At 57.6% G+C, this 26,390-nt stretch carries 19 protein-coding genes and 1 other annotated feature; of the genes, 15 read left to right on the top strand and 4 right to left on the bottom strand.

From position 1 onward, the window contains the following. Positions 1–247 precede the first annotated feature (247 nt). From T518_RS06570 to T518_RS06605, 8 genes are all read left to right on the top strand, one after another. Positions 248–1,189, top strand: coding sequence for an AEC family transporter (locus T518_RS06570; protein WP_036377173.1), 942 nt, complete (start codon positions 248–250; stop codon positions 1,187–1,189). A 93-nt stretch (positions 1,190–1,282) separates the two neighbouring features. After that, positions 1,283–2,077, top strand: coding sequence for a MurR/RpiR family transcriptional regulator (locus tag T518_RS06575; RefSeq protein WP_036377176.1), 795 nt, complete (start codon positions 1,283–1,285; stop codon positions 2,075–2,077). Positions 2,078–2,340: 263 nt separating this feature from the next. Further along, complete coding sequence (locus T518_RS06580; protein WP_036377179.1) at positions 2,341–4,461, top strand: alpha-glucoside-specific PTS transporter subunit IIBC; 2,121 nt, start codon at positions 2,341–2,343, stop codon at positions 4,459–4,461. A gap of 93 nt (positions 4,462–4,554) precedes the next feature. After that, entirely contained in the window at positions 4,555–6,219 is a 1,665-nt protein-coding gene (locus tag T518_RS06585; RefSeq protein WP_036377182.1) for an alpha-glucosidase, read from the top strand. A 12-nt stretch (positions 6,220–6,231) separates the two neighbouring features. Then, positions 6,232–7,008, top strand: coding sequence for an HAD-IIB family hydrolase (locus tag T518_RS06590; protein WP_036377185.1), 777 nt, complete (start codon positions 6,232–6,234; stop codon positions 7,006–7,008). A 259-nt stretch (positions 7,009–7,267) separates the two neighbouring features. Continuing rightward, entirely contained in the window at positions 7,268–8,821 is a 1,554-nt protein-coding gene (locus T518_RS06595; protein ID WP_036377188.1) for an S-layer homology domain-containing protein, read from the top strand. A 173-nt stretch (positions 8,822–8,994) separates the two neighbouring features. Then, positions 8,995–12,477 carry a pullulanase X25 domain-containing protein gene (locus T518_RS06600; RefSeq protein WP_036377191.1) on the top strand — a complete coding sequence of 1,161 codons (3,483 nt, stop codon included), beginning with the start codon at positions 8,995–8,997 and terminating at the stop codon, positions 12,475–12,477. Positions 12,478–12,656: 179 nt separating this feature from the next. After that, positions 12,657–14,249, top strand: a complete 1,593-nt coding sequence (locus T518_RS06605) for a bifunctional metallophosphatase/5'-nucleotidase (RefSeq protein WP_036377194.1) — start codon at positions 12,657–12,659, stop codon at positions 14,247–14,249. A 60-nt stretch (positions 14,250–14,309) separates the two neighbouring features. Here T518_RS06605 and T518_RS06610 read toward each other — a convergent pair whose 3' ends face one another. The 3 genes from T518_RS06610 to T518_RS06620 are packed head-to-tail and all read right to left on the bottom strand — an operon-like array spanning position 14,310 to position 16,853. Then, on the bottom strand, positions 14,310–15,149 hold the full coding sequence (locus tag T518_RS06610; RefSeq protein WP_036377197.1) for a MetQ/NlpA family ABC transporter substrate-binding protein: 840 nt from the start codon (positions 15,147–15,149) through the stop codon (positions 14,310–14,312). A gap of 20 nt (positions 15,150–15,169) precedes the next feature. Beyond that, the gene (locus tag T518_RS06615) at positions 15,170–15,823 is read right to left on the bottom strand and encodes a methionine ABC transporter permease (protein ID WP_036377200.1); all 654 of its coding nucleotides are present in this window, start codon (positions 15,821–15,823) and stop codon (positions 15,170–15,172) included. After that, positions 15,792–16,853, bottom strand: coding sequence for a methionine ABC transporter ATP-binding protein (locus tag T518_RS06620; protein ID WP_036377203.1), 1,062 nt, complete (start codon positions 16,851–16,853; stop codon positions 15,792–15,794). Before T518_RS06620 ends, T518_RS06615 begins: the two co-directional genes overlap by 32 nt. A gap of 287 nt (positions 16,854–17,140) precedes the next feature. On the opposite strand from T518_RS06620, the gene T518_RS06625 reads away from it, so the two are divergent. The 3 genes from T518_RS06625 (at position 17,141) to T518_RS06635 (ending at position 18,710) form a co-directional block, all read left to right on the top strand. After that, on the top strand, positions 17,141–17,680 hold the full coding sequence (locus T518_RS06625) for a DUF3793 family protein (protein WP_036377206.1): 540 nt from the start codon (positions 17,141–17,143) through the stop codon (positions 17,678–17,680). Between the two features lie 46 nt (positions 17,681–17,726). Then, the gene (locus tag T518_RS06630; RefSeq protein WP_036377209.1) at positions 17,727–18,161 is read left to right on the top strand and encodes a flavodoxin; all 435 of its coding nucleotides are present in this window, start codon (positions 17,727–17,729) and stop codon (positions 18,159–18,161) included. Positions 18,162–18,245: 84 nt separating this feature from the next. Continuing rightward, positions 18,246–18,710, top strand: a complete 465-nt coding sequence (locus T518_RS06635) for a NanQ anomerase/TabA/YiaL family protein (protein WP_036377212.1) — start codon at positions 18,246–18,248, stop codon at positions 18,708–18,710. A 79-nt stretch (positions 18,711–18,789) separates the two neighbouring features. On the opposite strand, the gene T518_RS06640 is transcribed toward T518_RS06635, so the two are convergent. Beyond that, a complete protein-coding gene (locus tag T518_RS06640) occupies positions 18,790–20,136 on the bottom strand; it encodes an MFS transporter (RefSeq protein WP_036377215.1) in 1,347 nt (448 codons plus the stop codon). A gap of 101 nt (positions 20,137–20,237) precedes the next feature. Continuing rightward, positions 20,238–20,498 (bottom strand) — a binding site (T-box leader). 262 nt (positions 20,499–20,760) lie between these two features. Between T518_RS06640 and T518_RS06645 the strand changes: the two genes are divergently transcribed. From T518_RS06645 to T518_RS06660, 4 genes are all read left to right on the top strand, one after another. After that, a complete protein-coding gene (locus tag T518_RS06645) occupies positions 20,761–22,437 on the top strand; it encodes a sigma 54-interacting transcriptional regulator (RefSeq protein ID WP_036377300.1) in 1,677 nt (558 codons plus the stop codon). A 277-nt stretch (positions 22,438–22,714) separates the two neighbouring features. After that, on the top strand, positions 22,715–22,981 hold the full coding sequence (locus T518_RS06650) for an HPr family phosphocarrier protein (RefSeq protein ID WP_036377218.1): 267 nt from the start codon (positions 22,715–22,717) through the stop codon (positions 22,979–22,981). A 131-nt stretch (positions 22,982–23,112) separates the two neighbouring features. After that, complete coding sequence (gene ptsP / locus T518_RS06655) at positions 23,113–24,828, top strand: phosphoenolpyruvate--protein phosphotransferase (RefSeq protein WP_036377221.1); 1,716 nt, start codon at positions 23,113–23,115, stop codon at positions 24,826–24,828. A gap of 153 nt (positions 24,829–24,981) precedes the next feature. Beyond that, entirely contained in the window at positions 24,982–26,355 is a 1,374-nt protein-coding gene (locus tag T518_RS06660; RefSeq protein WP_036377225.1) for a sodium-dependent transporter, read from the top strand. Positions 26,356–26,390: the final 35 nt, after the last annotated feature.

The following is a 26,390-nucleotide window of genomic DNA, read 5'->3' on the forward strand; positions in this document are numbered from 1 at the left end:
TCTAGCCGTCCTTGAAGTTATTTCGCCGCCTGCCGCGGCGAATCTTCTTTATGGCACAGGAGCAGCTTGAGGCCCATTCAGCGGAAGTCCGAAGCCGAAAAAGGTCCACCCCGCCACGCGAGAAGAGTACTAAGTAACGTAGTAGGACAGTTTATCGCGTATTTGTCAATGATAAATCCCACATCGCCGCTTCCTAGGGCGTCTTTTTTTGTGCTATACTGAAACCATCATGAAAGGTGGAATCATTATGGTCAGTAACCTGATCGTCGCAGTCTGCGCGATTATCCCGTTGTTTTTCCTGATGCTCATCGGTGTAGCCGTCAAGAAGATGAAGCTGCTCACCGAGCTGGAGCTCGCCCATGTCAACCGCATGGTCTTCAAGATCTTCTTTTTCTTCATGATGTTCTACAACATCTACACGACTGACATCGCCGAGACATTCCGGCCGCATCTCATGCTGTTCGGTGTCCTAGGCGTGCTCGCGTCGGCGCTCATTGGCGGCATCATCATCTGCCTGCTCGAGAAGTCGAACAAGCGGCGCGGGGCGATGATCCAGGCCATCTTCCGCAGCAACTTTGTCATCATGGGTATCCCGATCATCAGCAATATCTTCGGCGATGATCAGCTGGCCATCCCGACGATGATGATCGCGATCATCGTGCCGATCTACAACATCGTCTCTGTCTTCATCCTCGAGACGTTCCGCGGCGGCCATTTCTACCTGCCCGGCATTCTCCTCGGTGTGCTCAAGAACCCGATGATCCTCGGCGCGATTCTCGGCTTCTCCATGCTGCTTCTCGGCATCCCTCTGCCAAAGGTCATCCTCAAGCCGGTCAGCCAGCTCGCTGCTGCGACGACGCCGATGGCGCTCATCGTCCTTGGCGCTTCCTTCAAGGCCGGCAGCTACCATGATCACCTGCCGCAGCTCATCGGCTGCGTCGCGGGCAGGCTCATCATCGTGCCGACGATCATGCTCGGGCTGGCCATTTTCCTGGGATTCCGCGGCATTGAGCTTGTCACACTCATGGCCATCTTCGCGACGCCGTGCGCCGTTGCCGGTTACGCCATGGCACAGCAGATGGGCAGTGATGCCGACCTCGCCGGCAACTGCGTCGTCTACACGACGGGTCTCTCGTGCTTCACGATCTTCGGCTGGGTCTTCGTCTTGAAGACGCTCGGCCTGTTCTGATGCTCTTGAGAACATCTTGTCGTATCCTTTCAGGGATGGTATCATTTTGTATTGAAAAGGAATAAGAAATGCATTCGTCAAGGGGGAACGGATATGCGTCTCGATGAAATCATCAACACCCACCGCCAGTCGCTCAACGACACCGACATGGTCATCTGGAAATACATCCTGCAGCACCGGGAGATGGCGCGCCACATCTCCATCCATGAGCTCGCAAAGTCCTGCTGCGTCTCGAGTACGACGATTGTGCGCTTCGCGCAGAAGCTCGGACTCGACGGCTTCGGCGAGCTCAAGGCCATCCTCAAGATGGAGGAGCAGGAGACGCCGCACTACAATTCGAACGTGCTCGAGGACCTCAGCGACTTCTACCTCAAGACAGGCGAGAAGATCTTCAAGCGCAACTTCGACAGCGCGAGCCGACTCGTGCATGAGGCCAACCGCGTCTTCACGTTTGCCTCGGGCTACGTGCAGGCCAACGTCCTGCAGGAGCTCAAGCGGCTGTTCTTCTACGACAACGTCTTCCTCTATGAGATACCGGCCCGCGAGGAATTCTATTCGCTGCTGAACACCTTGACGAAGGATGACCTCTTCATCATCGTCTCGCTGTCGGGCGAGACGCCGACTGTTGTCGAGTTCGCCCGTGAGCTCCAGCTGCGCGACATTCCGCTGATCTCCATCACGAAGCTCCACGACAACACACTCGCGAGCCTCTCGACCGTCAACCTCTACATCTCGCCGGCCGAGTTCCAGCTCTACGATGCCGAGGACGGCAAGCACATCTCTTTCAAGTCGATGATGCCGTACTTCATGCTCATCGAGGTCTGGTATGTCAAGTACCGCATGTACGTGCATCGATTGAAAGAGAAAACTATTCAGTCAACAATATAAAGAAAGACTGCCTGCAAACCCTTGCAGCACCTCGCGTGTACCAAGATACGCCGGATGTACCGTGGTACACGAAAGGGGTGATGTGCCTAAAGGCCGCGAAACTATTGCGTTTGCGGTCTTTTTTTTGTATCCTTTAGGTACAAGATAACCGAGGGGTGATCGGGGGATTGCAATCACCCAGCTCGGAAACCAAGCCGAATCGATAACAATGTCGAATTGGCAAGAACTCATAAGGGTATGTTTAAGAAATAGGGGGTATGAACATGTCGATCAAGAAAGATCGCGTCATGCAAGAATTGCAGCGGTTTGGCGGCGCAATGTACACGCCGGTCATCCTGTTCGCATTCTTCGGTCTCACGGTTGCCATCTCGATTGTCTGCAAGAACACAATGCTTCTCGGCAGCATTGCAGATAAAGGCACAGTCTGGTACGATTTCTGGTTCGTCGTCGAACAGGGTGCCTGGACGGTATTTGCCCAGATGCCAATCCTCTTCGCCATCGCCGTTCCAATCGGCTTCGCGAAAAAGGAACCTGCGCGCTGCGCAATGGAGTCCTTCGTCATCTACATGTGCTTCAACTACTTCATATCCGCATTCCTGACGCTGCACGGCAGCTTCTTCGGAGTGGATTACAGCCAGGCAGCTGGTGCGGGCACAGGCCTTGCGATGATCGCGAACATCAAGACGCTCGACATGGGCATGCTCGGCGCCATCTTCATCGCCTGTTGCTCCTCTTGGATCCACAACCACTTCTATGATACGGAGATCCCGGACTGGCTCGGCATCTTCAAGGGCCCTGCCTTTGTTGTAGCCGTCGGCTTCGCCGTCATGATCCCGATGGCACTGCTCTTCTGCTTCGTATGGCCGGCTGTCCAGCACGCCATTGAGCAGTTCCAGTTCTTCCTCAAGACGAGCGGCATCGTCGGCGTATGGTGCTACACCTTCTCCGAACGAATCCTCCTGCCGGCAGGTCTGCATCACTTCATCTACCTGCCGTTCATCTTCGGCCCGGCCGTCTGCGATGGCGGTATCCAGGCTTACTGGCTCCAGCATCTCAATGACTTCGCTACGAGCGCTCATTCCCTGAAAGAGATGTTCCCGGAAGGCGGCTTCGCCCTCCACGGCATGTCGAAGGTCTTCGGCCTGCCTGGCGCTGCACTTGCCATGTACTTCTGCGCAAAACCGGAGAAGCGCAAGAAAGTCGCAACGCTGCTGATCCCGGCCACGATTACGGCCGTCCTCTGCGGCATCACTGAGCCGCTTGAGTTCACCTTCCTCTTCGTCGCACCGCTCCTCTACGCTGTGCATGCCGTTCTCGCGGCAACGCTTTCCGCAACGCTTTACTTCTTCGGCCTTTCCGGTAACTTCGGCGGCGGCCTCATCGATTGCTTCGTCCAGAACTGGATCCCGCTGTTCAAGTATCATGCAGGCACCTACATCATGCAGATCATCGTAGGCCTCTGCTTCACCGCAATCTACTTCTTCGTATTCCGTTACCTCATCCTCAAGAACGACTACAAGACGCCGGGCCGCACGGACGACGATGAAGAGGACAAGCTCTTCTCGAAAGCCGAGTACAAGGCCAAGAAAGAGATGGAGAAGAAGGGCCTCGCCAACAACCCGGAAGCTCTGAAGGCTCAGGTCTTCCTCGACAACCTCGGCGGCCCGTCCAATATCAAGGAAGTCACGAACTGCGCAACGCGTCTGCGCGTCACGGTCGCTGATCCGGATAAAGTCGCATCGGCAAGCAAGTTCACGAAGGCTGGCGCATTCGGCCTCGTCAAGAACGGCCATGCGATCCAGGTCATCGTCGGCCTCTCCGTACCGAATGTCCGCAGCTATTTCGATGCCCTGCTCAAGGGCGACCTCGCTGACGTAGCCGTCGAGGCGAAGGCAGCAGCTGATCCGAGCGAGCCTGTCAAGACGGATCTCGCGATGAAACTCAAGGCATTTGCTTCCGGCAAGCTCATCGACATGACGGAGGTCCCGGACGACGTATTCTCCCAGAAGATGATGGGCGACGGCGTTGCCATCGAGCCGACGACGGAAATGGTCGTAGCTCCGGCTGACGGCGAAGTCACCATGATTATGGAAGGTTCCTATCACGCCATCGGCCTGCGCCTGACGAACGGCGCCGAGATCCTCATCCACATCGGCCTCGATACGGTCAAGATGGGCGGCAAGGGCTTCCGCTGCCTGACGAAGACGGGCGCGAAAGTCAAGGCCGGCGACGAGCTCATCGGCTTCAGCCGCGATGCCATCAAGGCTGCGGGCTACAAGGATACGATCATCCTCGCTGTCACGAACAGCGGTGACTATCCGCAGATGAAGAAAGCTGCAGACGGAGACGTCAAAGTAAACGAAACCCCGATCATCTCCTTCTGATGTCCCATCGATAAGAAATGAGAGTGGAGTGTGGAGTGCTCCACACTCCTCTTTCTTATTTCTCAGAGATTCTCAGAAGAAAGGAGCATATACATGAATGAATTGAAATGGTGGCAGAAAACCATCGTCTATCAGATCTATCCGAAGAGTTTCCAGGATACGACCGGGACGGGCGTGGGTGACATCCCAGGTGTCACGAGCCATCTCGACTACCTGAAGTCCCTCGGCACGGGAGCCATCTGGCTCACGCCGGTCTACCCATCGCCGATGGTCGACAATGGATATGATATTTCCGATTACTGCGGGATCGACCCGTCGTACGGCACGATGGAGGACATGGAAGAGCTCATCGCCGAGGCGAAGAAGCGCGACATCCGCATCGTCATGGACCTCGTATTCAACCACAGCTCTGACCAGCACCCGTGGTTCCTCGAGTCGAAGAAGGACCGCACGAATCCCAAGGCCGACTGGTACATCTGGCGCGACGCCAAGCCAGACGGCTCGGCTCCGACGAACTGGAGAGCCATCTTCGGCGGCTCGGCCTGGACGTGGTGCGAGGAGCGCCAGCAGTACTACCTGCACACGTTCGCTGAGGCGCAGCCGGACCTCAACTGGGAGAACCCAGAGGTGCGCCAGGCGCTCTTTGACGCCGCGAACTTCTGGCTCGACAAGGGCGTCGGCGGCTTCCGCATCGATGCCATCGTCTACATCAAGAAGCCGGCGTTCAAGGACGGCCCGGTCGACGGTGCTGACGGCCTCTCCGGCATCCACGAGATGACGGCCAACACGCCGGGCATCCTCGACTTCCTGCACGAGTTCCGCCGCAACGTCTTCGACGGCCACGACATCTTCACGGTCGGCGAGGCCAACGGCGTCAGCCCGGAGGAACTGCCGCAGTGGGTCGGCAAGGACGGCGTCTTCTCGATGCTCTTCGAGTTCAGCCACCTCGAGCTCTCCTACCCGGAGGGCGAGATCTGGTGCAAGCGCTTCGCCTGGAAGCTCGGCCAGCTCAAGGATGCCCTGTCAGCCAGCCAGGCTGCGACGGCAAAAGAGGGCTGGTACCCGATTTTCTTCGAGAACCACGATCAGAACCGCTCCATGCACCGCTATTTCCCGGAGGGCACCGATCCGAAGACGGCAGCCAAGGCGCTTGCGACCGTGCTCTTCACGCTGCGCGGCACGCCTTTCGTCTACGAAGGCGAAGAGATCGGCATGACGAATACGGCCTTCCCGAAGATCGAGGACTACAACGATATCTCGACGCATGGCCAGTATGAATACGCCCTCGAAGAGGGCTTCTCGCCAGAAGAAGCACTCAAGGCCGTGCAGTTCCAGAGCCGCGACAACGCGCGCACGCCGATGCAGTGGACGCGCGACACGAACGCAGGCTTCACGACCGGCAAGCCGTGGCTGCCTGTCCACAAGGACTTCATGGACTGCTGTGTCGAGGCGGAGAGCGAGGACGGCACATCCGTGCTGAGCTACTACCGTCAGATGAACCGTGAGCGCACGGAGGGCAAAGCCTCTGAGATCCTGCTGCAGGGCTCCTATGAAGAGCTGCTGCACGAGGATGAGCACGTCTACGCATTCAAACGCGTGCTTGGGGAGCATGCGGCGTACACGGTCGTCAACTTCACGAATGATACTGTTACATACGATAGCAGCGTCCTTGAGGATGCCGACATCCTGATCGGCAACTACGAGAATGCCAAGAAGGGAACTCTTAGACCGGCGGAAGCCGTCGTCTATGTCAAATGAGGAGGAACGATGATGAAAGTAGCCGCTAGTGATTACGATGGAACCCTGTTCCGTCAGGACAGGATCGCCAAGAGCGATGCCGAGGCAATCAAGAAATGGCGTGAAGCCGGACACAAGTTCGGTGTTGTCTCTGGACGCGACCACGGCATGCTCGTGCCGCAGCTCCAGCATTACGGCGTCGGCTACGATTATCTCGCCTGCAATAACGGCGGCATCATCTGTGCAGCCAACGGTACGGTGCTCTGGGAAGCAGAAATCGCTCCGGAGATGCTGGCCGCGCTGACGCATCTGCCGCTCGTGCGCAAGTCCTTCCATTTTGCCCTGTCCGCCGCGGACCGCACCTACCTCTGCCATGCGTCGGAAGGTACCTGGGTCATCCGCGAGGCGAAGCAGTGGAACTTCCCGATTGTCAACATCGAGGAGAGCGAAGTCGGCCATCTGCCGCAGACCATCCACCAGTTTGCGCTCGGGTTCACGAACCCGGAGGACGCCTTCGCCGCGAGTGATGAGGTCAATGCCAAGTTCGGCGACGTCGTGCACGCCTACCCGAACCGCTGTGCCGTCGATATCACGCCGAAGGAGATCAGCAAGGAACAGGCTGTCGACCACACGCTCAAGTTGATGGGGTGGCAGGATGCCGAGATCTTCGCCATCGGCGACGAGGTCAACGACCTGCCGATGATTGAGGCATTCAGCGGATATACAGTAGAGACAGCCCGCGATGCCATCAAGGCCAAGGCCCGCTGCGCCTACGAGAGCGTCGGCGCCATGCTGCTCGCCAACCTTTAATCAGCCCCCGCGCGCATGTATTTGCGTGTACATATATTTCTTTTGACCTGTGACATGTTTACAGGAATTCCCCCTTTGGGTGTGTAACGGTTCTGTCCTCTATCACACACAGAACCGTTATCGCCTGCTTTTTACCGGGAGATATCAGAAAAGTTTATATGATGAGATTTTCATATCGGAACAAGGATAGATAAGGGAATCTCATTCTTATAAAATCCCAATTACCCATTTATCTTAAAAGGGAAAGGAAGTCTATCACATGAAGATCAACACGAAAGCACTTGCTATCCTTGCCGGTCTGACGGTCGGCATGTCCAGTACGGCATTTGCTGCTACGGCGGACAGTTTCACAGACGTCCCGAAGGATCACTGGTCCTACCAGGCACTCGACTACCTGGCCAAAGAAGGCGTCATCGAAGGTATGGGGGATAGTACCTTCCAGGGCAGCCGCACCATGACTCGTTATGAGATGGCAGCAATTGTAGCAAAGGCAATGCAGAAGAAGGACGTCAGCTTCGGCGATAAGGCCGTGCTCGACAAACTCTCTGCCGAGTATGCCAATGAGCTGGGCACGCTGAAAAATCAGGTCAACAAGAATACGAATGACATCAATGATCTCAAGAACAAGACGGATAAATTCAAGGTCTGGGGCATGACGCGTGTACAGGTTGGCGATGACAATGGCTTGGTGAAAGATGGTCATAATGGCACCTATAATAATCGCTTCTACATGGATCTCGAGGGTTCCATGAAGGTCAACGATCATGCAACGGCACGCTTTACGGTTGAGAAAAACGCGCATTATCGCGACAGTGAATACGCGAACAGCAAGATTCCTAAGATGCTCAAGTTGACCCGTAAAGATGGTACGACTGATTTCCTTGAGACGACAAATGCTATTTCTGGTATCGATAAGGATAGTTTGCTCGGCGATGATAACCACAATGGTTCCATCTCGAATATCTGGGTAGAACTCCAGCTCGGCAAGAACCACAACTGGTATACGAACATTGGCCGCAAGTGGAACGGTATTGGTATGCAGAACCTCATGCTTGGTGGTCAGGTCGACGGTATCGCCACGTACCATCCGATTGAAGGTGGTCACGGTTGGTGGATGAGTGCTCAGTACTGGAAACCGTCTGCTGACTGGACGACTGTCTCGGGTACGGACCAGATCAAAGAAACGTTTAATGAAGATGGTTCGCATAAGGGCTGGGATACTTCTTCTGTCAAGATTAACACGCATCGCGCACCGATTGTTGGTTCGTTGGATTTCTGGGGCCCAATCGGTAAATACCTCGATGCAAACATCGCTTACTCTCGTGTCGTCGATCATACATCGGATACGGGTAACTCGGCAGATGGTTATTACACGGGGGCTAAGAACTTCTATGGTGTTGATTTGAAGGCGAAACTTTTCAAAGATTTCTCGGTCACGGGTTCTTATCTGAAATCTGATGCCCTGTTAGAGGACCTGAATTGGCTGAAACCGCATGCAGATCGCACGTGGGCTGTCCGCTTTGATTATCGTGGCACGGATCTCAACAAAGTTGGTTCTTGGGGGGCCTATGCAAAGTGGATGGATATCGGTGCCGTTTCGGATCTCGGACATGATGATGAGTGGGCTACGCGTGAACCGACCTTTGTCAATGGCGTCAAGGGCTGGTTCTACGGCTTCAAGATGGTTCCGTGGCAGAACTGCGAGTGGGAGACGATGTGGGCTCCGCATCTCACCGAAAATAGTGATGCTAACTGGGCTGGTGGTGCCTACACGCGTCACATCCTGCGCAGCTGGCTCGACTTCCACTTCTGATGAAGTGCTCTCCGCTTGATACGCAAATGATTTTCTGACAGTATCGGGATTTCACAGTGGGGGCAACCTCGCACCTGACATGGGCTTTGTGGTTACCACTAAGGTGATAGACGAGTCGTTGCCCTCAGCAGTGAGGTCCCGATTTTATTCCTTTGGTGAAAGGGGCATTCGTAATGAGTCATAAGAAAGCGTTGAAACGTGCCATTGGCATGTCGCTGGCCTTTAGCCTGCTCGGCAGTCCGTTCGTCATGCCGGCAGACGTCATGCCAACCTGCATCACGGCTTCGGTTGCTGAAGCTGCGGCAGCGGTAGGCCCTTCAGATGTTGTTCTCGTCGGCACGGTTCAGTCGAAGCTCGGTGCTGGTGCAGACTGGGCACCGGGAGACGGTACGACGATCATGAAGGATGCCGGCAACGGCAAGTACCAGTATACGGGCAAACTGCCGAAGGGCAATTACGAGTATAAGATTGCCATCGGTGGCACGTGGGATACGAATTACGGTGCTGACGGCGCGGCCGATGGTGCCAATATGAAGCTGAAGCTCACGAAGGACACGGAGGTGACCTTCACGTACGATTCCGCTACGCATAAGACGACGGTATCGTATGCTGGACAGGGATCTGCGGAGGAAAAGGCAGCAACTACTGCTGAAGCAGCCCGACCTGGCTCCGTACAGCCGACTGACGTTGTTTTGGTAGGCTCCTTGCAGGATGAGCTTGGTGCGGCCAAGGAGTGGGATCCTGCCGATGGCAAGACCATCATGAAGTCGGACGGCGCTGGCCATCATGTCTTCACGGGCCATCTGCCGAAGGGCAACTACGACTTCAAGGTCGCCGTGGGCGGCTCGTGGGATGTCAACTACGGCGCGAACGGTGAGGCGAATGGCAAGAACATCGCGCTGCGTCTGCTCAAAGACCACGATGTCACATTCACCTACGACGATGCGACGCATGCCGTGACGTACGATTACGCGGGCAAGGACGCTGAGGAGAAAGCTCTCGCTGCCGAGGGACGCAGCATCGTGCTGACGGGCACGGTGCAGTCGAAGGCCGGTGCGGCCAAGGACTGGGATCCGTCGGATACGACGACGCGCATGAAGGCCATCGGCCATGATTTCTATTCTTACAAGATAAAGCTGCCTGCCGGCACGTATTACTACAAGATTTCCGTCAACGGCAGCTGGGCCGAGAACTACGGGCTCGGCGGCAACTTCGACGGCGCCAATGTGCAGCTGACGCTGCCGAAGGCGCAGGAGGTCACGTTCTACTACAACGACAAGTCGCATCACATCGCGGACAGCACGAGCTACACATTCCGCGCGGATAAAGACCTGCCGGTGCTCTCGGGCAGCTTTGGCGCGGTCGATGACCCGCTGATGCGCGACCAGATGCTCGACAATCTCTTCCAGAAGACCGTCCCACTGAAGAAGGGCGACTACACGGTCACGGTCAAGATGCCGGGTGCGGATGCGCTGACGCAGCAGGTCAATGTCGCCAAGGATGGCGATGTCACGTTCTACTACGACAGCAAGGCAAAGCGCCTGATCGCCGACGATGGCCGCATCCGCGAGGACAAGGTCTACCACGACAGCTGGAGTACGGATTACCGCGCTCCGTTTGAAGCCGTCAAGGAGGGCACGCCTGTAAAGCTCTCGCTCGCCACGGGCAAGGGCGATGTCACGAGCGCGAAGCTCGTCGTCTACAAGGCCAAGATTACGGCCAATGGCGGCGATGAGTACAATCCGGACTACACGGCCGGCACGGTCACTTCGTATCCGATGACGAAAGCCTCGACCTCTGGCGACCAGGACATCTGGACGGCATCGTTCACGCCGACGTCGTACGGCCTCTATGGCTACAAGTTCGTGCTCAACGACACGAAGGAGTACGGCGACGATGCGAAGCCCGGCAGCACGGGCGAGCTCAAGCTGCGCGGTGTCAAGCCGTACCAGCTCACCGTCTACAGCAAGGATTACAAGACGCCGGACTGGGCGAAGGATGCCGTCTGCTACCAGATCTTCCCGGACCGCTTCTTCAACGGCGACAAGAGCAACGACAACGCGCGTGCGAATGCGCGCGGCTTCCAGCCGGTGCAGCACCGCAAATGGAGCGACCTGCCGGCTAACTACAGCAAGACGCCGGCTGCCGACGGCGACAAGTGGGAGTGCAACGACTTCTTCGGCGGCGATATCGCCGGCATTACGAAGAAGCTCGACTACCTCAAGGGCCTCGGCGTGACGGCTATCTACGTCAACCCGATCTACGATGCCAGCTCGAATCACCGCTACGATGCCGTCGACTACGGCACAATTGACCCGTTCCTCGGCAACTTCAAGGATCTCGAGAAGCTCTCGGCGGAGATGCAGAAGCGCGGCATGCACCTGATCATGGACGGTGTCTACAACCACATCGGCGATGATTCCATCTACTTCGACCGCTACGGCAAGTACAAGACAGTCGGTGCCTACGAGTACTGGAGCCGCATCTACGACCTCATGAACGACAAGCACATGACGGAGGCGGCGGCCAAGGTCGAGGCCAAGAAAGAACTCGAGGCCGAAGGCCAGGTCTTCAGCCCGTGGCATTGGGAGAACTGGTTCGACATCCGCAACGAGAAGACACAGGACATGATGGGCAAGAAGTACGCCTACCATGACTGGCAGGGCTACGACAGCCTCGTGCCGTTCAAGGATGCCGATTATCCGGGCTCGGAGCAGGGCACAGTGAAGTCGGACCTCGGCGACTACCTGCTCTACGGCAATGGCAAGGACAAAGGCGTCATCATGAAGTGGTTCGACGAGGGCCTCGACGGCTGGCGCCTCGACGTCGCCAAGGAGGTGCCGCCGGGATTCTGGGCCAACGTCCGCAAGGAAGTCAAGTCCATCAAGACGAAGGACGGCTCTGAGCCGCTGCTCTTGGGTGAGATCTGGCAGGATGGCTCGCAGTTCTTCACGGGCGACACGTTCGACTCTGTCATGAACTACAAGCTCTCGTTCGCGCTCGGCGACCTCTTCCTCAACAAGGGCGACGCCAAGGCGGCCGACTACGAGCTGACGGTCCTGCGCCAGAACTACCCGAAGGAGGCCTTCTACGACCTCATGAACATCGTCGACAGCCACGACACGGTCCGCGCTATCTACAAGTTTGGCGGCGGCTCCGACAGTGTCGCACAGCCGACGAAGAAGGACTTCGACTACAACCTCGGCAAGGCGCGTCTCAAACTCGCGGCGACCTTCCTCATGGGCTATCCGGGCATGCCGACCATCTACTACGGCGATGAAGCCGGTCAGTACGGCAGCAGCGACCCGGATTGCCGCCGCACCTATCCGTGGGGCAAGGAGGACAAAGACCTCATTGCCCACTACAAGAAAGTCATCGGTGTCCGCAACGCGCACAAGGATATCTTCGCGCGCGGCGATGTCAATACGCTCAAGGCAGAGGGCGACATCTACGCCTTCAGCCGCAAGGCCGACTCCGGCAAACTCGGTATCGTCGCCTTGAACCGCGGCAAAGCACAGCAGGTTACCCTGCCCGTCTCCGCCGCAGATGGCACCATCTTCACCGATGAGCTGACCGGCACCAAAGCTACGGCAAATGGCGGTCAGCTGACACTGGCCCTTGGTGAGAACCAGGGGATGATGCTCGTAGAAGACTGACACGAGCATCCATAACATCCCTCATTTCTCTTAAATTTCCCTTTTTGACCCGCGACAGTTCCCCGCTGTTGCGGGTCTTTTTTGTCTGTATATCATTTACTATTTGACGTCAGAATTTTCGTTCGGTACAATGGATGTAAGAGTATGGTTTTAGTATTATTTTGCCGAAAGGAGAATTTATGAAAAAGATACTGGCAGTGCTGGCACTCGTCTTTGCCTGTCTCTGGGGCACGGCGTTTGCGGCGGATTTCTCGCATCTCGTCATCTTGCACACGAATGACACGCATGGCTATGACCAGCGTGCCGACGGCGTCAACGGCATGGCGACAGTCGCCGCACTCAAGAAGGATTACGAGGCCAAGGGCTACAAGGTCCTGCTCGTCGATGCCGGCGATGCGATCCAGGACAACAATCTCGTCAATTTCAGCAAGGGCAAGACGGCCATTGACTTCATGAACGCCGTGGGCTACGATGCCATGACGCTGGGCAATCATGAGTTCGACTACGGCTCGGATGTGACCATGGAGCGCATCAAGCAGGCGAAGTTCCCGATCGTGTCGGCCAACATCATCGTCGATGCGACGGGCAAGCCGTTCACGGGCAAGACGCACGCCATCATCCGCAAGGGTAGTCTCAAGATCGGTGTCTTCGGCCTGACGACGCCGTCGACCATCACGACGTCGAACCCGAAGAGCACGCGCGGCCTGACCTTCCTCTCGAAAGAGGAAATGTACGAAGCAGCCCAGAAGGAAGTCGCGGCGCTCAAGGCCGCGCACTGTGACCTCATCGTCGCCATCGGCCATCTTGGCAGCGAGCCGGATGCCATCGGCGACCGCTCAAACGACGTCCTCGCGAACGTCAAGGGCATCGACGTCTTCATCGACGGCCACGATCACACGGTCAAGAATCTCTACATTGACGGCAGTCTGCTGACCGAGACGGGGTCGCACCTCGCGAACATCGGCGTTGTCCGCTATGAAGATGGCAAGTGGCAGGAAGATCTCCATGCCTACGGCCAGTTCAACAAAGAGGATGCCAAGGTCAAGGCAATCGTCGATAAGGCGCAGGCCGCCATCGACAAGAGACTCGCGACAAAAGTCGGCATGACGCCATTTGAGCTCAACGGCAGTCGCGACCCGGGCGTGCGCACGGAAGAGACGAACCTCGGCGACTTCCTCGCCGATGCTTACCTCTGGCAGGTCCGTCAGGCTGCGGTGCTCGACCGCGTCACGATTGACGGCGCCCTGATGAACGGCGGCAGCATCCGCGCGGGCATCAAGGCCGGCACGATCACGGAGGCCGACCTGCTGCGCGTCCTGCCGTACCACAACTACCTGCAGTACGTCACCATGAAGGGCTCGACGCTGCTCGAGATCCTCGAGGCGGCGACGTGCACGACGCCGACAGCGCTCGGCGCTTTCCCGCAGGTTGCAGGAATCGTCTACACGGTCGACACGAAAACGCCGTTCGCAAAAGGCGAGCTTTACCCGCATTCCGTCTATTACCGTCCGGCAGCCCCCGGCTCGCGCGTCACGATTACGAGCGTCGGCGGCAAGCCGTTCGACCCGGAGGCGACCTACAACATCGCCGTCCCCGACTTCCTGACCTCCGGCGGCGACTCCTACTACTCCATGCAGGACCCTGCTAAAGTCACCATCCACGATGTCGACTACCTCGACACCGACGCCGTCCGCAACTACCTCAAAGAACTCGGCGGCACAGTCAGCGCCGACTACAAGGCACCGCAGGGCCGCATCACGATCGTGCAATGATGATGCATGAAAAAAGCTCCATCAGCGTTACTGATGGAGCTTTTGTGCTGTCTTGGGCAATCAGAATGCCGGGACGACAGCGCCTTTATACTTGTTGTTGATGAAATCCTTGATTTCCTGGCTGTGCAGGACTTTCATGAGAGCCTGGATCTCGGGGCGGTTCTCATCGCCCTGGCGTACGGCGACAATGTTGACGTACGGGCTCGTGCTGTCCTCGATGAAGAGCGAATCCTTCGTCGGGTCGAGCTGGACCTGCATTGCGAAGTTGGAGTTGATGATGGCGGCATCGACATCATCGAGCGTGCGCGGAACCTGTGCGGCTTCGACTTCCTGGAACTTGAAGTTCTTCGGGTTCTCCGCGATATCCTGCAGCGTTGCCTTCTCCTTGACGCCGTCCTTGAGCTTCAGCAGACCAGCTTTCTCGAGAAGGAGCAGGGCGCGGCCGCCGTTGGTCGGATCGTTCGGGATGGAGATTGTAGCGCCGTCTTTGAGGTCCTTGAGGTCGTTGACCTTCTTGGAGTAGATGCCCATCGGTTCGATGTGGACGCCGCCGGCGCTGACGAGCTTGACTTCCTTGTGCTCTTCCATGAAGTTCTGGAGGTACGGGTCATGCTGGTAGAAGTTGGCATCGAGTTCCTTGTCGTTGAGGGCGAGGTTCGGCTGGACGTAGTCGTTGAATTCGACGATGTCGAGTTTGATGCCTTCTTTCTCGAGCAGCGGCTTGGCTGCCTCGAGGATTTCGGCGTGCGGCACAGCCGTAGCACCTACCTTGAGCGTCTTCGTGCCGCTCGTCTGAGCTGCGCTCGACGAGGACGAAGAAGAGGACTGGCTGCCGCCGCAGCCGGCGAAAGCCAGCGTCGCGACGACGAGCGCAGCGATGAGTGCGAGTACTTTTTTCATGTGGATTCCTCCCTTTTTGTTTATCTCTTGTCCAGACGTTTGGCGAGCGTATTGCCGACGAACTGGACGAGCTGAACGAGTACGATGAGGATGACGACGGTGGCCAGCATGATTTCCGGGCGGAAGCGCTGGTAGCCGTAGCGGATGGCGAGGTCACCGAGGCCGCCGCCGCCGACGGCACCGGCCATGGCCGACTCGCCGACGAGGCTGATGATGACGGTCGTGAGCTGTGCGACAATCGAGGACATCGATTCCGGAAGCAGGACCTTCCAGATGATCTGGGCCGGCGTTGCGCCCATCGACTGCGCAGCCTCGACGAGGCCGAACGGCACTTCCTTAAGGCTCGTCTCAACCTGGCGCCCGATGAACGGGATTGCAGCGATGACGAGCGGTACCATGGCAGCCGTCGTGCCGATGGCCGAGCCGACGAGCAGGCGTGTGAACGGGATGATGGCGACGAGCAGGATGATGAACGGGATGGAGCGCACCGCGTTGACGATGGCGCCGACGATGCGGTTGACAGCCAGCGACTCGAGAATCTGTCCCTTGCTCGTCGTGTGAAGCAGTACGCCGAGCGGCACGCCGATGATGGTGGCGATGACCATCGAGACGACGACCATGTAGACCGTCTCGCCGAGGGCCTTAGTCAGAAGTGGAATCATGTCTGCGGACATAGCCGATCACCTCCTCTTTGAGATCTTGCTGGCGCAGGTACTGGAGAGCTTCCTGGATCTTTGCCTCCGGGCCCGTGATGCCGATGATCATGCGCCCAAAAGGCGTCGACTTGATCTGGTCGAGGTTGCCGAAGAGCATCGTGACCTCGATTTCCGGGAACTTGCGGATCATGCCGGCCAGCACGGGGTCGTCGGCCGATTCGCCGATGAACGTCAGGCGCAGCAAGAGATAGGCGCCGGGCAGCGGCGTCTTCGAGACTTCGCCGCCGCGGAACGCCGCGGGCAGCTCGTTCGAGAGCAGGACGCTGATGAAGTCCTTCGTGATGGGCTTCTGCGGGTTCGTGAAGACCTCGAGGACGGTGCCCTGCTCGGCAATGACGCCGTTCTCGATGACGGCGACCTTGTCGCAGATGTCCTTGATGACCTGCATCTCGTGCGTGATGACGACGACCGTCAGCGAGAGCTTGCGGTTGATGTCCTGGATGAGCTCGAGAATCGAGCGCGTCGTCTGCGGGTCGAGGGCGCTTGTTGCCTCGTCGCAGAGCAGGACTTTCGGCTCGCTCGCGAGTGCGCGGGCGATGCCGACGCGCTGCTTCTGGCCGCCAGAGAGCTGTGAGGGGTACTGGTGCGCCTTGTCGGCCAGGCCGACGAGCTCCAAGAGCGGCAGTACCTTTTTCTTGATCTCTGCTTCCGGCGTGTGCGAGAGGCGCAGCGGGAATGCGATGTTGTCGTAGACAGTAGCCGAGCTCAGCAGGTTGAAGTGCTGGAAGATCATGCCGATGTTCTTGCGCGCCTTGCGCAGCTCTTTCTCGCTCATGGCCGTCATGTCCTGACCGTCGACGATGACCTTGCCGGCCGTCGGGCGCTCGAGCATGTTGATGCAGCGAATCAGCGTGGACTTGCCCGCGCCGCTGAGGCCGATGATACCGAAGATCTCGCCGCGCTCGATCGTCAGGTCGATACCCTTGAGCGCCTTGACGGGACCGGAGGGGCTGTCATACGTCTTCTCGATATGAGACAGCTGTATCATAGAATGAGTTACCTCCTAATCATATTAATCTTATATGTTTTGATAGTAGCATAGGAATGAAATGTTGTCAATACAATCTTACAGACTGCTACGAGTCCTGACTATGCTATTGTCCATTATAGCATCAAAGGGGGTTATCTCATAGGAGGACAAAGGCGAAATCGAAAAATTTTATCGGCCGCCTTGTAATTGAGAAACATTTTCGATATAATACAGGCAGAGCAACGATGATAATAATTTTCAACAAGAGGTGATGCATTTTGGGACGAGAGGGTTTCGAACAGCTCATGGGCTTCCACGCCGCGCCGCTGCTCGTCGGGCTGCGGCCCGCGAGTCTGCTCTCCTTCCGCAGGGACCGCTTTGATGATTTCGAAGGGCTGCTGGCCTCGTACAAGGCGTGTTTTTCCTGCAAGGGAATCGAAGTCTTCCGCGTAGCGGAGGGAGAGGCGTACACGCTGCTGCTGTTCTACCGGGCAGCATGCCTTCGCCGCCATCTGGAGCAGGCGGAGGTACGGGATTTGCTGCAGGCGTACGGCTATCCGTGTGACGAAGGGCTCGATGTATGCCTCGCGCATCTGTGCCTGCGCATGCAGCTCCAGAAATCCTTCCCGCATGAGATTGGCCTGTTCCTTGGCTATCCTGTCGAGGATGTTGTCGGTTTTATCACGCACAAAGGGCAGGATTTCTGCTATAGTGGGTATTGGAAGGTATACGCGAACGAAAGAGAGACGCGGGCGCTGTTCGACCGCTATGCGCACTGCACGGAGGACTTCTGCTCGCGCCTCGAGCAGGGCTGTTCGTTCCCGGATCTCGTCAAAGCCGTTTGAGTCAGAAGAAGCAGATATACTTTTATAGAAAGAAAGGTGATTCTCAATGAGCAAGATCGCAATCATTTACTGGACCGGCACGGGCAATACGCTGGAGATGGCCAGGGCCATCGAGAAGGGGGCCAAGGAGGCCGGCGCCGATGTCGATGTATTCGAGGTAGAATCGTTTGGCGGCGTCGAGCGCCTCAAAGAATACGATGGCCTGATGTTCGGCTGCCCGGCCATGGGGGATGAAGTCCTCGAGGAAGGGGCGTTCGAGCCCTTCTTCGCAGAGGCCGAGAGCCATCTGCAGGGCGTGCCTGTCGCACTCTTCGGTTCCTACGGCTGGGGCGGCGGTGCCTGGATGGAGTCCTGGGCTGAGCGCACGCGCAATGCGGGCGCCAAGCTCATAGGCGACGGCCTTGCCATCGAGAACGCCCCTGATGACGACGGCATCGCCGCGTGCGAAGCCATCGGCAGAGAGTTTGCCGTATCTCTTTGATGTGGATTTGTGCTCCATGTGATACAATAGGCGAGAAGGCATCACACAATTGACTGCGATTGTGATCACAGAGGAGGGCATATCATGATTTTTTCTTCCATCCATGCAAAACAGCAGAGCGTCATGCTGCCGACGGCCGTCGAGAAGGCACTGGATTTCTTGAAGGCGCATGACTTCACGAAGATGGAGCCGGGCCGCTATGCGATCCAGGGCGATGACATCTACGCGCAGGTCTTCGACGCGGAGACGAAGCCGGCAGAGGAGCAGCGTCCCGAAGCCCATGAAAAGTACGCCGATGTCCAGTTCCTCGCCTCGGGCAGAGAGCGCCTTGGCTTCACGCCGGACACAGGCAGCTATGAGGTGGCGGAGCGCTTCGACGACCGCGACCTGATCTTCTACAAGAAGGTGGAGAACGAGTGCTTCATCGAGGCGCGCCCCGGCTGCTACAGTGTCTTTTTCCCGGAAGATATCCATCGTCCGGCCTGCGCCTCCGGTCAGCCCATGACCGTGCGCAAGGTTGTCGTCAAGATCAGCGTGAAGTTGCTCTGAGGTTTGTATGACATAAAAAGGTGATTGACCACAGTTGGTCAATCACCTTTTTTATAGCAGTGTTTTCAGTTGATTGTTCTCATGCTTCGGCTTCTTCAACGCTGACGGCGGCTTTATCGGCTGCGAAGACGTCTTTGCGCTGGCCGTTGAGCTTGTACTGGATGGTCAGGACGAGCAGGCCGGAGACGAGCATGGCGGCACCCATGATGAAGTAGCCGGCATCGAAGGAACCCGTATTGACTTTGACCCAGGCCATCATGTTCGGGCCGACCCAGCCGCCGAGGTTGCCGCAGGAGTTGATGAGGGCAACGGAGCCGGCGGCAGCAGGGCCGGTGAGGAACGTCGTCGGGATGGTCCACCAGACGCCCATGGCGGCGTGGATGCCGATAGCGGAGAGGCAGACGAGCGCGAGAGCGACGGGCAGACTCTGAGCAAAAGGCGAGAGGCCGAGGCCAACAGCGCCGACGAAGAGTGTGCAGGCTACGTGCCAGACCTTATCGCCTGTCATCGTGGCCGTCTTGCTGATGACGAGCTGGACGAGCAGGGCCGCCGTCATCGGGATGGCGATGGCACCGCCGAGCAGCGAGGTCGAGAGACCGGAGAGTTCTTTGAGAACGGTCGGCATCCAGAAGTAGAAGCCCCAGAAACCAACAACCCAGAGGAAGTAGATCAGGCAGAGCTTGAGGACTTTCGGGTCATGGAATGCTTCGAGAACCGTGTATTTCTTGCGGGACTGCATGGCAGCCTGCTCTTTGTTGAAGTTGTCCGTCAGGTATTTTTTCTCGGCGTCCGTGAGCCAGCTGACCTGGCCCGGGCGGTCCTTGACGCAGAAGAAGAAGAAGACAGCGAAGGCGAGGGCCGGGATTGCTTCGAGGATGAAGAGCTCCTGCCAGCCGTGCAGGCCGAAGAAGGAACTCTCGAGCAGCACGCCGGCAATCGGCGCGCCGATGATGTTCGAGAGCAGCAGCGACGTCAGCATGAGGCTCGTGGCGCGGGCGCGCTCACCGGCCGTGAACCAGCGCGGGAAGAGCACGGAGTAGATGACCGGGTAGAGGCTGGCCTCCGACGCGCCCAAGAGGAAGCGGCAGAGGAAGAACTGGAACTCGGTCGAGATAAACGCCATGAAGACGCAGACGAGGCCCCAGGTGAACATGATGCGCGCGATCCACTTCGTCGCGGAGAAGTGCGAGGCGACGAGCGAGCCCGGGATCTCGAAAATCAGGTAGCCGACGAAGAAGATGCCGGCACCCATGCCGAAGACTTCCGGCGTGATCCACGGCAGGTCTGCTGTCATCGTGAGCTTTGCGTAGGCGACATTGACGCGGTCGATGCAGGCGATGATCGAGACGAGGAAGACCGGCAGGATGATGCGCCAGTCGCGCGCTCGCTTGAGATGGGCAAGATCGACGTTTGCTGCTTGTTCCATGATGATACCTCCAAGATAAATGATAGATGAGATGAAAGCAGTCACAAGATTTCTCAGGGCTGTTCCGAGTGATGGAATAAAAATAAAAAATCCGTCCCTCTGAAAGGGACGGATTGATTTCCGCGTTACCACCCAAGTTCCGTGCCAAAGCACGACGCTCTGACGTACTCAGGCATTCGTAAGGTTCACGACGTACCATCATACGCGGCTCCTGTAACGGGGAGCAGCCGTGGTCGCTTACTCTGGTTCAGCGCCATGCCTCGAGGATGATTTTCGGCTTCCTGCTCATCACCGGCTTTCACCATGCCCGGCTCGCTATGCATCAGCACCAGAAGTCTACTCTTTCCTGTCTTCAGCTGTATTCGTTATGTGAACTGTTGTTTTGATTACGGGTACTATCATAACGCTCGCGTGTAATGTTGTCAATAGCTGCTTCGGAAAAAATTGCAGATTTTTTCGGGCAGCTGGCGGGTGTGCTGGCGGATGATGGCGCTCGGATGATGGCGCCCGGATGATGACGCTCTTAGAAAATATTTGCCTGAAAGGTTCGGTTTTTACGCGATGAGAGAGGATTTTGGCCGTGTTTTATAGTATAATAATAACAAGCAGAAAGGAACGATGGACATGATTTTTGAACGGGAAGCCGTCATCCACGACGAGGGCGGCATCCATGCGCGCGTCGCGGCGATGATCGTGCAGCGCGCACAGGAACTCTGCAAGCGCTACGATTGCCACCTCTACCTGCGCAGCGCGCGCAGCGAGCGCTGTGAGATGCACAGTCTCATGAAGCTCGTGACCCTCAAGGTCGCACAGGGTGACTCAGTCTTCGTCTCGGCGGAGGGGGACAACGGGCGTCAGGCCGTCATCGAGATGGTGCGCTTCCTCGAGAGCGACTTTATCATGAACGAGGCCTCGGAGATCCACGGCGTCGACAAGCTGCTGCACGAGAATGCCCTGATGCAGGAGCGCCTGCAGATGATCCTCGAGTCGGTGCAGGACGGCATCTGTGTCGTCGACCGCAGCGGCGAGATCACCTACGTCAATCCGTCGTATCTGCGCATTGTCCACAAGACGCCGGAGATGGTCATCGGCCAGAACGTCTTTGAGACGGCTGCCGACGGCAATCGCTGTGCCGTGCTTCGCTCTGGCATCGCGCGCATCGGCAGCATCCGCCACAAGAAGGACGGCACGACGATCGTCGCCAATGTCAACCCAATCTTCGTCGACGGCGAGATTGCCGGCGTCGTCTCGGTCATCAAGGACATCACGGAAATCCAGACCTTGATGGAGCGCCTGTCGCAAGTCTCGGCCAAAGCGGAGTACCTCGAGCAGGAGCTCCTGCGCACCAAGAAGACGGCGCAGGCTTTTGCCAACTACATCGGCAAGAGCGGCAAGGTCGTCGACGTGCTGGCGCTGGCCTCGAAGGCGGCGGACTCTTCGGCCAATGTCCTGATCCGCGGCGAGAGCGGCACGGGCAAGGAGGTCATCGCGGAGGGCATCCACTATGCGAGCGGACGACGTCGCGGCCCCTTCATCCGCGTCAACTGCGGCGCCATCCCCGGAGCGCTGCTCGAGTCAGAGCTCTTTGGCCACGAGAAGGGTGCTTTCACTGGTGCCGTGCGCCGCAAGCTCGGCAAGTTCGAGCTCGCCAACCGCGGCACGATCTTCCTCGACGAGATCGGGGAGCTCGACAAGAACCTGCAGGTCAAGCTCCTGCGCGTCTTGCAGCAGAAGGAATTCGACCGCGTCGGCGGTGAGGAAACCATTCACGTCGATGTGCGCATCATCGCGGCGACGAACCGCGACCTCGAGGCGATGGTCCGCGAGGGCACTTTCCGCGATGACCTCTACTACCGCCTCAACGTCATCCCCATCATCCTGCCGCCGCTGCGCGACCGCCCCGACGATATCCCCTTGCTCGTCGAGCACTTCACCGAGAAGATCAGCAAGGAGAACAAGAAGGCGGTGCGCGGCATCACGCCGGACGCCATGCAGATGTTCATGCACTACCGCTGGCCCGGCAATGTCCGCGAGCTCGAGAATGTCATCGAGCGCGTGATCACGCTGATGGACACGGACCTCATCACGACAGCCATGCTGCCTTCTTATATAAAGGGCGACATCGCCGGACGCGAGGTGCAGAGCCTTGCCGATGACACCGTCCTCCCGTGGGAAGAGTACGAGAAGCAGATCATTGCAAACGCCCTTCGCCAGGGAACGAGCTTCAACGGCGCGGCCAAACTGCTGCGCATCAGTCACAAGACCGTGGCGGCCAAGGCGCGGAAATACGGCTTGGTATAATTTACCAAGCGTTGGTAAAAATTACCAAGCAAAATCGCAGTTTTGGTAAAATTTACCAAAACCCATATCGGAGAACGTCATATAGCGGCGGAACAATCCGAAAGCAAAAGACGATATGATCTCGGAAGCCTTGTGTACAAGGCCTGACGGGTCAAGATAAAAAATCCTGCTTGGAGGAAAAAGTTGGCACGTATCTTGCATTATTTATAAGTGCTGATTATGTTCCTGTAACGACAGGGAAAGTAAGATTAATGGTTTTAAGATTGGAGAGGTTCAAATGACTCAGGAAACGCTTACGATTGAAAACAAGACTGGTATCCACGCTCGCCCGGCTTCCATCTTCGTTCAGACGGCTACGAAGTTCAAGTCCAAGATCCAGCTGCAGGCTAAGGGCAAGACGATCGATGCAAAGAGCATCCTCATGATCATGAGCATGGGCCTCGTCAAGGGCACGGAAGTCACGATTATCGCAGACGGCCCGGATGAAGCAGAGGCAGTCAAGGCTCTGAAAGACCTCATCGACTCCAAGTTCGGCGAGGAATAATTTCGGATTCGAGCGCGATAAGCGAACAGAAGAGGTGAGTGACCTTCCTCCGGCTCCGGCGGGAGGGAGGTCATTTGCATATGTGCAGGGAATGCACGCGAATGCAGGGAATTTTTCAGGGGGAAAGTAAAATGGCAGAAATCATTCGTGGTAAAGGCGTCATCTCCGGTATCGCCATGGGCAAGATCATGCTCGCAGGCCAGAACCTTGACGGCTATCTCGTCAACTACAAGCCGGAAGACAAGGCGACGGAGAAGCAGAAGGCACAGGATGCCCTGACGGCTGTCGCAGAGATCCTGCGCGAGAGCATCGAGAAGCTCAAGAGCAAGGACATGAAGGAGCAGGCCGCCATCATGGAAGCACACCGCATGATGGTACAGGACCCGATGATGGCCGACAACATCATGGCCAAGATCGAGGAGCTCGGCAATGCGCCACAGGGCGTCCTCAAGGCTGCGGAAGAGCAGGCCGTCATGTTCGAGCAGATGGAGGACGAGTACTTTGCAGCCCGCGCTGTTGACCTGCGCGATGTCGGCAAGCGCGTCGCCAAGTACATCCTCGGCGTCAAGGAGCCGGAAATCGGTGACGAGAAGGTCATCCTCTGCGGCCGTGAGATTGAGCCGTCCGTCATCGCCGGCATGGAGACGGAGAAAATCGCCGGTGTCCTGCTCGGCTCGGGCAGCACGACGGCCCATGCCGTTATCATCGCCAAGGCTCGCGCAATCCCGACGATCGTCGGCCTCAACAAGGAAGACCGCATCGACCGCATCGCGGATGGCGACCACGTCATCATGGACGGTGAGCGCGGCGAGATCGTCATCAATCCGGCACCTGAAGATATTGCCAGCTACGACGAGAAGATCAAGAAGCAGAAGGAGCTTGCTGCTCATTACGCGGCTCTTAAGGACCTGCCGGCTGTCACGACGGATGGTGTCAAGGTCGACCTCATGGCCAACATCGGTACGCACATGGACGTCGACAACGCGCTGAACTACGGTGCAGAGGGCGTTGGCCTGTTCCGCTCCGAGTTCGTCTTCATGGGCCGTCAGGACATCCCGACGGAGGAAGACCAGTTCAAGGCCTACAAAGAGGCCATCGAGAAGTGCAAGGGCAAGCTCTGCGTCATCCGCACGATGGATATCGGCGGTGACAAGCCGCTGCCGTACCTCAACATCCCGGAGGAGGAGAATCCGTTCCTCGGCTATCGCGCCGTCCGCATCAGCCTGCAGCGCCGTGACCTCTTCCTGCCGCAGCTCAAGGCCATCCTGCGCGCCGGCGTCTACGGCAAGGCAGCCATCATGATCCCGATGATCATCAACGTGGCGGAGTTCAAGAAGGTCAAGGAGTTCATCGAGGAAGCAAAACTCGAGCTCGCGCATGAGGGCAAGGCGTACTCTGACGATGTCCAGGTCGGCATCATGGTCGAGACGCCGGCAGCAGCCATCATGACGCCGGTACTTGCCAAGTACGTTGACTTCTTCTCCATCGGCACGAACGATCTCGTCCAGTACACGCTGGCAGTCGACCGCGGCAATGCGAATATTTCCTATCTCTACAACCACTTCAACCCGGCTGTGCTGCGCCTTGTACAGCGCACAATCACGAGCGCTCGTGAGAACGGCATCTGGGCCGGCATGTGCGGCGAGATGGCGTCGGATCCGAACGCCGCTGTCCTGCTCATGGCTATGGGCATCAACGAGCTCTCGATGAGTGCACCGTCGATCCCGCGCGTCAAGGAGAAGATCCGCTCCATCAGCTCGGTCAAGGCAAAGGAAATCCTCGCAGACGTCATGACGATGGAAGACGGCGACGACATCCGCAACTACCTCCAGAAGATTCTCGGCTGATTCACTTGAAGCAGTCGTGCAATAAAAGGGCCTCCCTTGCGGGAGGCCCTTTTGTTGCTCGTGGCTGGACAAAAAAGATGCTGTAGAGTAAACTGGTGTAGTGTGAACCACAAGGAATTGTATCCCTGTAAAAGGGAATAGGAGGGATAATTTTTGGAAAAAAGAGGAAGTTTTTCGACGCGCTTGGGCTTCATCCTGGTCTCAGCGGGCTGTGCCATCGGACTCGGCAATGTCTGGCGCTTCCCGTACATCACAGGCCAGTATGGCGGCGCCTCGTTCGTGCTGATCTATCTCGTGTTTCTGGCCATTCTCGGGCTGCCTATCATGGTCGCGGAATTTGCCGTCGGGCGCGCGAGCGTCCGCAGTGCGGCCATGTCGTTTGACGTGCTCGAGCCGAAGGGGACGAAATGGCATCTCTACAAGTACGGGGCGATTGCAGGCAATCTTCTGCTCATGATGTTCTACACGACCGTCTCGGGCTGGATGTTCTACTACATCTACAAGATGGCGACGGGCGCCTTTGACGGCATGGACGCCGAGGCGGTCGGGGCCGTTTTCGGCGGCCTGCTCGCCGACCCCGTGACGCTGGCCGGCTGCATGATCCTCGTCGTCGTGCTCTGCGGCGGCGTCTGCTACCTCGGTGTCGAGGCCGGCGTCGAGCGCATCACGAAGTTGATGATGGCGGCCCTGCTCGTCCTGATGGTCGTGCTGGCCATCAACTCCATCATGCTGCCGAACAGCGAGATCGGACTCAAGTACTACCTCTATCCGGACTTCAGCAAGGTCGTGGAGTACGGCGTGCAGGAGGTCGTCTTCGCGGCGATGGGGCAGGCCTTCTTCACGCTGAGCCTCGGCATCGGCGCGCTCGCCATCTTCGGCAGCTACATCGGCAAGTCGAAGCGGCTGACGGGCGAGGCTGTCTGGGTCATCGTGCTCGACACCTTCGTTGCCATCATGGCCGGCCTCATCATCTTCCCGGCCTGCTTCAGCTACGGCGTCAATCCGGGCAGCGGCCCGAACCTGCTGTTCGTCACCTTGCCGAACGTATTCAACCACATGCCGCTCGGCCACTTCTGGGGCGCGATGTTTTTCCTGTTCATGGCCTTTGCCTCGATGTCGACGGTCATCGCCGTGTTCGAGAATCTCATCTGCTGTTTCCTCGAGCTTTTGCGCAAGGACCGCAAGATCATCATCCGCTGGGGCATGCTCATCATCATCCTGCTCTCGATGCCCTGCGTCCTGGGCTTCAACCTCTGGAGCGGCTTCACGCCGTTCGGCCCGGGGTCGAATGTCCTGAGCCTCGAGGACTTCATCGTCAGCAACAACCTGCTGCCGCTCGGCAGCCTCGTCTACCTGGCCTTCTGCACGAGCCGCTACGGCTGGGGCTGGAATAACTTCATCAAGGAGGCCGACACCGGCAAGGGCATGGCCTTCCCAAAGTGGATCCGCTTCTACGCGACCTGGATCCTGCCGCTGATTGTCCTCTACATCTTTGTAGCGGGCTACTACGCGATGTTCTTCAAGTAAGCGGGATGACATTTGGGTGTGAATCTGTGAGAACG

This window comes from Mitsuokella jalaludinii DSM 13811, from assembly GCF_000702905.1.
Lineage (GTDB): Bacteria > Bacillota > Negativicutes > Selenomonadales > Selenomonadaceae > Mitsuokella > Mitsuokella jalaludinii.

Excerpts from the sequence above, each read along its gene's own strand:
- T518_RS06570 (WP_036377173.1), top strand. The coding sequence starts at position 248 with ATGGTCAGTAACCTGATCGTCGCAGTCTGCGCGATTATCCCGTTGTTT.
- T518_RS06620 (WP_036377203.1), bottom strand. The coding sequence starts at position 16,853 with ATGATACAGCTGTCTCATATCGAGAAGACGTATGACAGCCCCTCCGGT.
- T518_RS06635 (WP_036377212.1), top strand. The coding sequence starts at position 18,246 with ATGATTTTTTCTTCCATCCATGCAAAACAGCAGAGCGTCATGCTGCCG.
- T518_RS06590 (WP_036377185.1), top strand. The coding sequence starts at position 6,232 with ATGAAAGTAGCCGCTAGTGATTACGATGGAACCCTGTTCCGTCAGGAC.
- T518_RS06605 (WP_036377194.1), top strand. The coding sequence starts at position 12,657 with ATGAAAAAGATACTGGCAGTGCTGGCACTCGTCTTTGCCTGTCTCTGG.
- T518_RS06640 (WP_036377215.1), bottom strand. The coding sequence starts at position 20,136 with ATGGAACAAGCAGCAAACGTCGATCTTGCCCATCTCAAGCGAGCGCGC.
- T518_RS06645 (WP_036377300.1), top strand. The coding sequence starts at position 20,761 with ATGATTTTTGAACGGGAAGCCGTCATCCACGACGAGGGCGGCATCCAT.
- T518_RS06625 (WP_036377206.1), top strand. The coding sequence starts at position 17,141 with ATGGGCTTCCACGCCGCGCCGCTGCTCGTCGGGCTGCGGCCCGCGAGT.
- T518_RS06650 (WP_036377218.1), top strand. The coding sequence starts at position 22,715 with ATGACTCAGGAAACGCTTACGATTGAAAACAAGACTGGTATCCACGCT.
- T518_RS06610 (WP_036377197.1), bottom strand. The coding sequence starts at position 15,149 with ATGAAAAAAGTACTCGCACTCATCGCTGCGCTCGTCGTCGCGACGCTG.
- T518_RS06615 (WP_036377200.1), bottom strand. The coding sequence starts at position 15,823 with ATGTCCGCAGACATGATTCCACTTCTGACTAAGGCCCTCGGCGAGACG.
- T518_RS06630 (WP_036377209.1), top strand. The coding sequence starts at position 17,727 with ATGAGCAAGATCGCAATCATTTACTGGACCGGCACGGGCAATACGCTG.
- ptsP (WP_036377221.1), top strand. The coding sequence starts at position 23,113 with ATGGCAGAAATCATTCGTGGTAAAGGCGTCATCTCCGGTATCGCCATG.
- T518_RS06595 (WP_036377188.1), top strand. The coding sequence starts at position 7,268 with ATGAAGATCAACACGAAAGCACTTGCTATCCTTGCCGGTCTGACGGTC.
- T518_RS06585 (WP_036377182.1), top strand. The coding sequence starts at position 4,555 with ATGAATGAATTGAAATGGTGGCAGAAAACCATCGTCTATCAGATCTAT.
- T518_RS06600 (WP_036377191.1), top strand. The coding sequence starts at position 8,995 with ATGAGTCATAAGAAAGCGTTGAAACGTGCCATTGGCATGTCGCTGGCC.
- T518_RS06580 (WP_036377179.1), top strand. The coding sequence starts at position 2,341 with ATGTCGATCAAGAAAGATCGCGTCATGCAAGAATTGCAGCGGTTTGGC.
- T518_RS06575 (WP_036377176.1), top strand. The coding sequence starts at position 1,283 with ATGCGTCTCGATGAAATCATCAACACCCACCGCCAGTCGCTCAACGAC.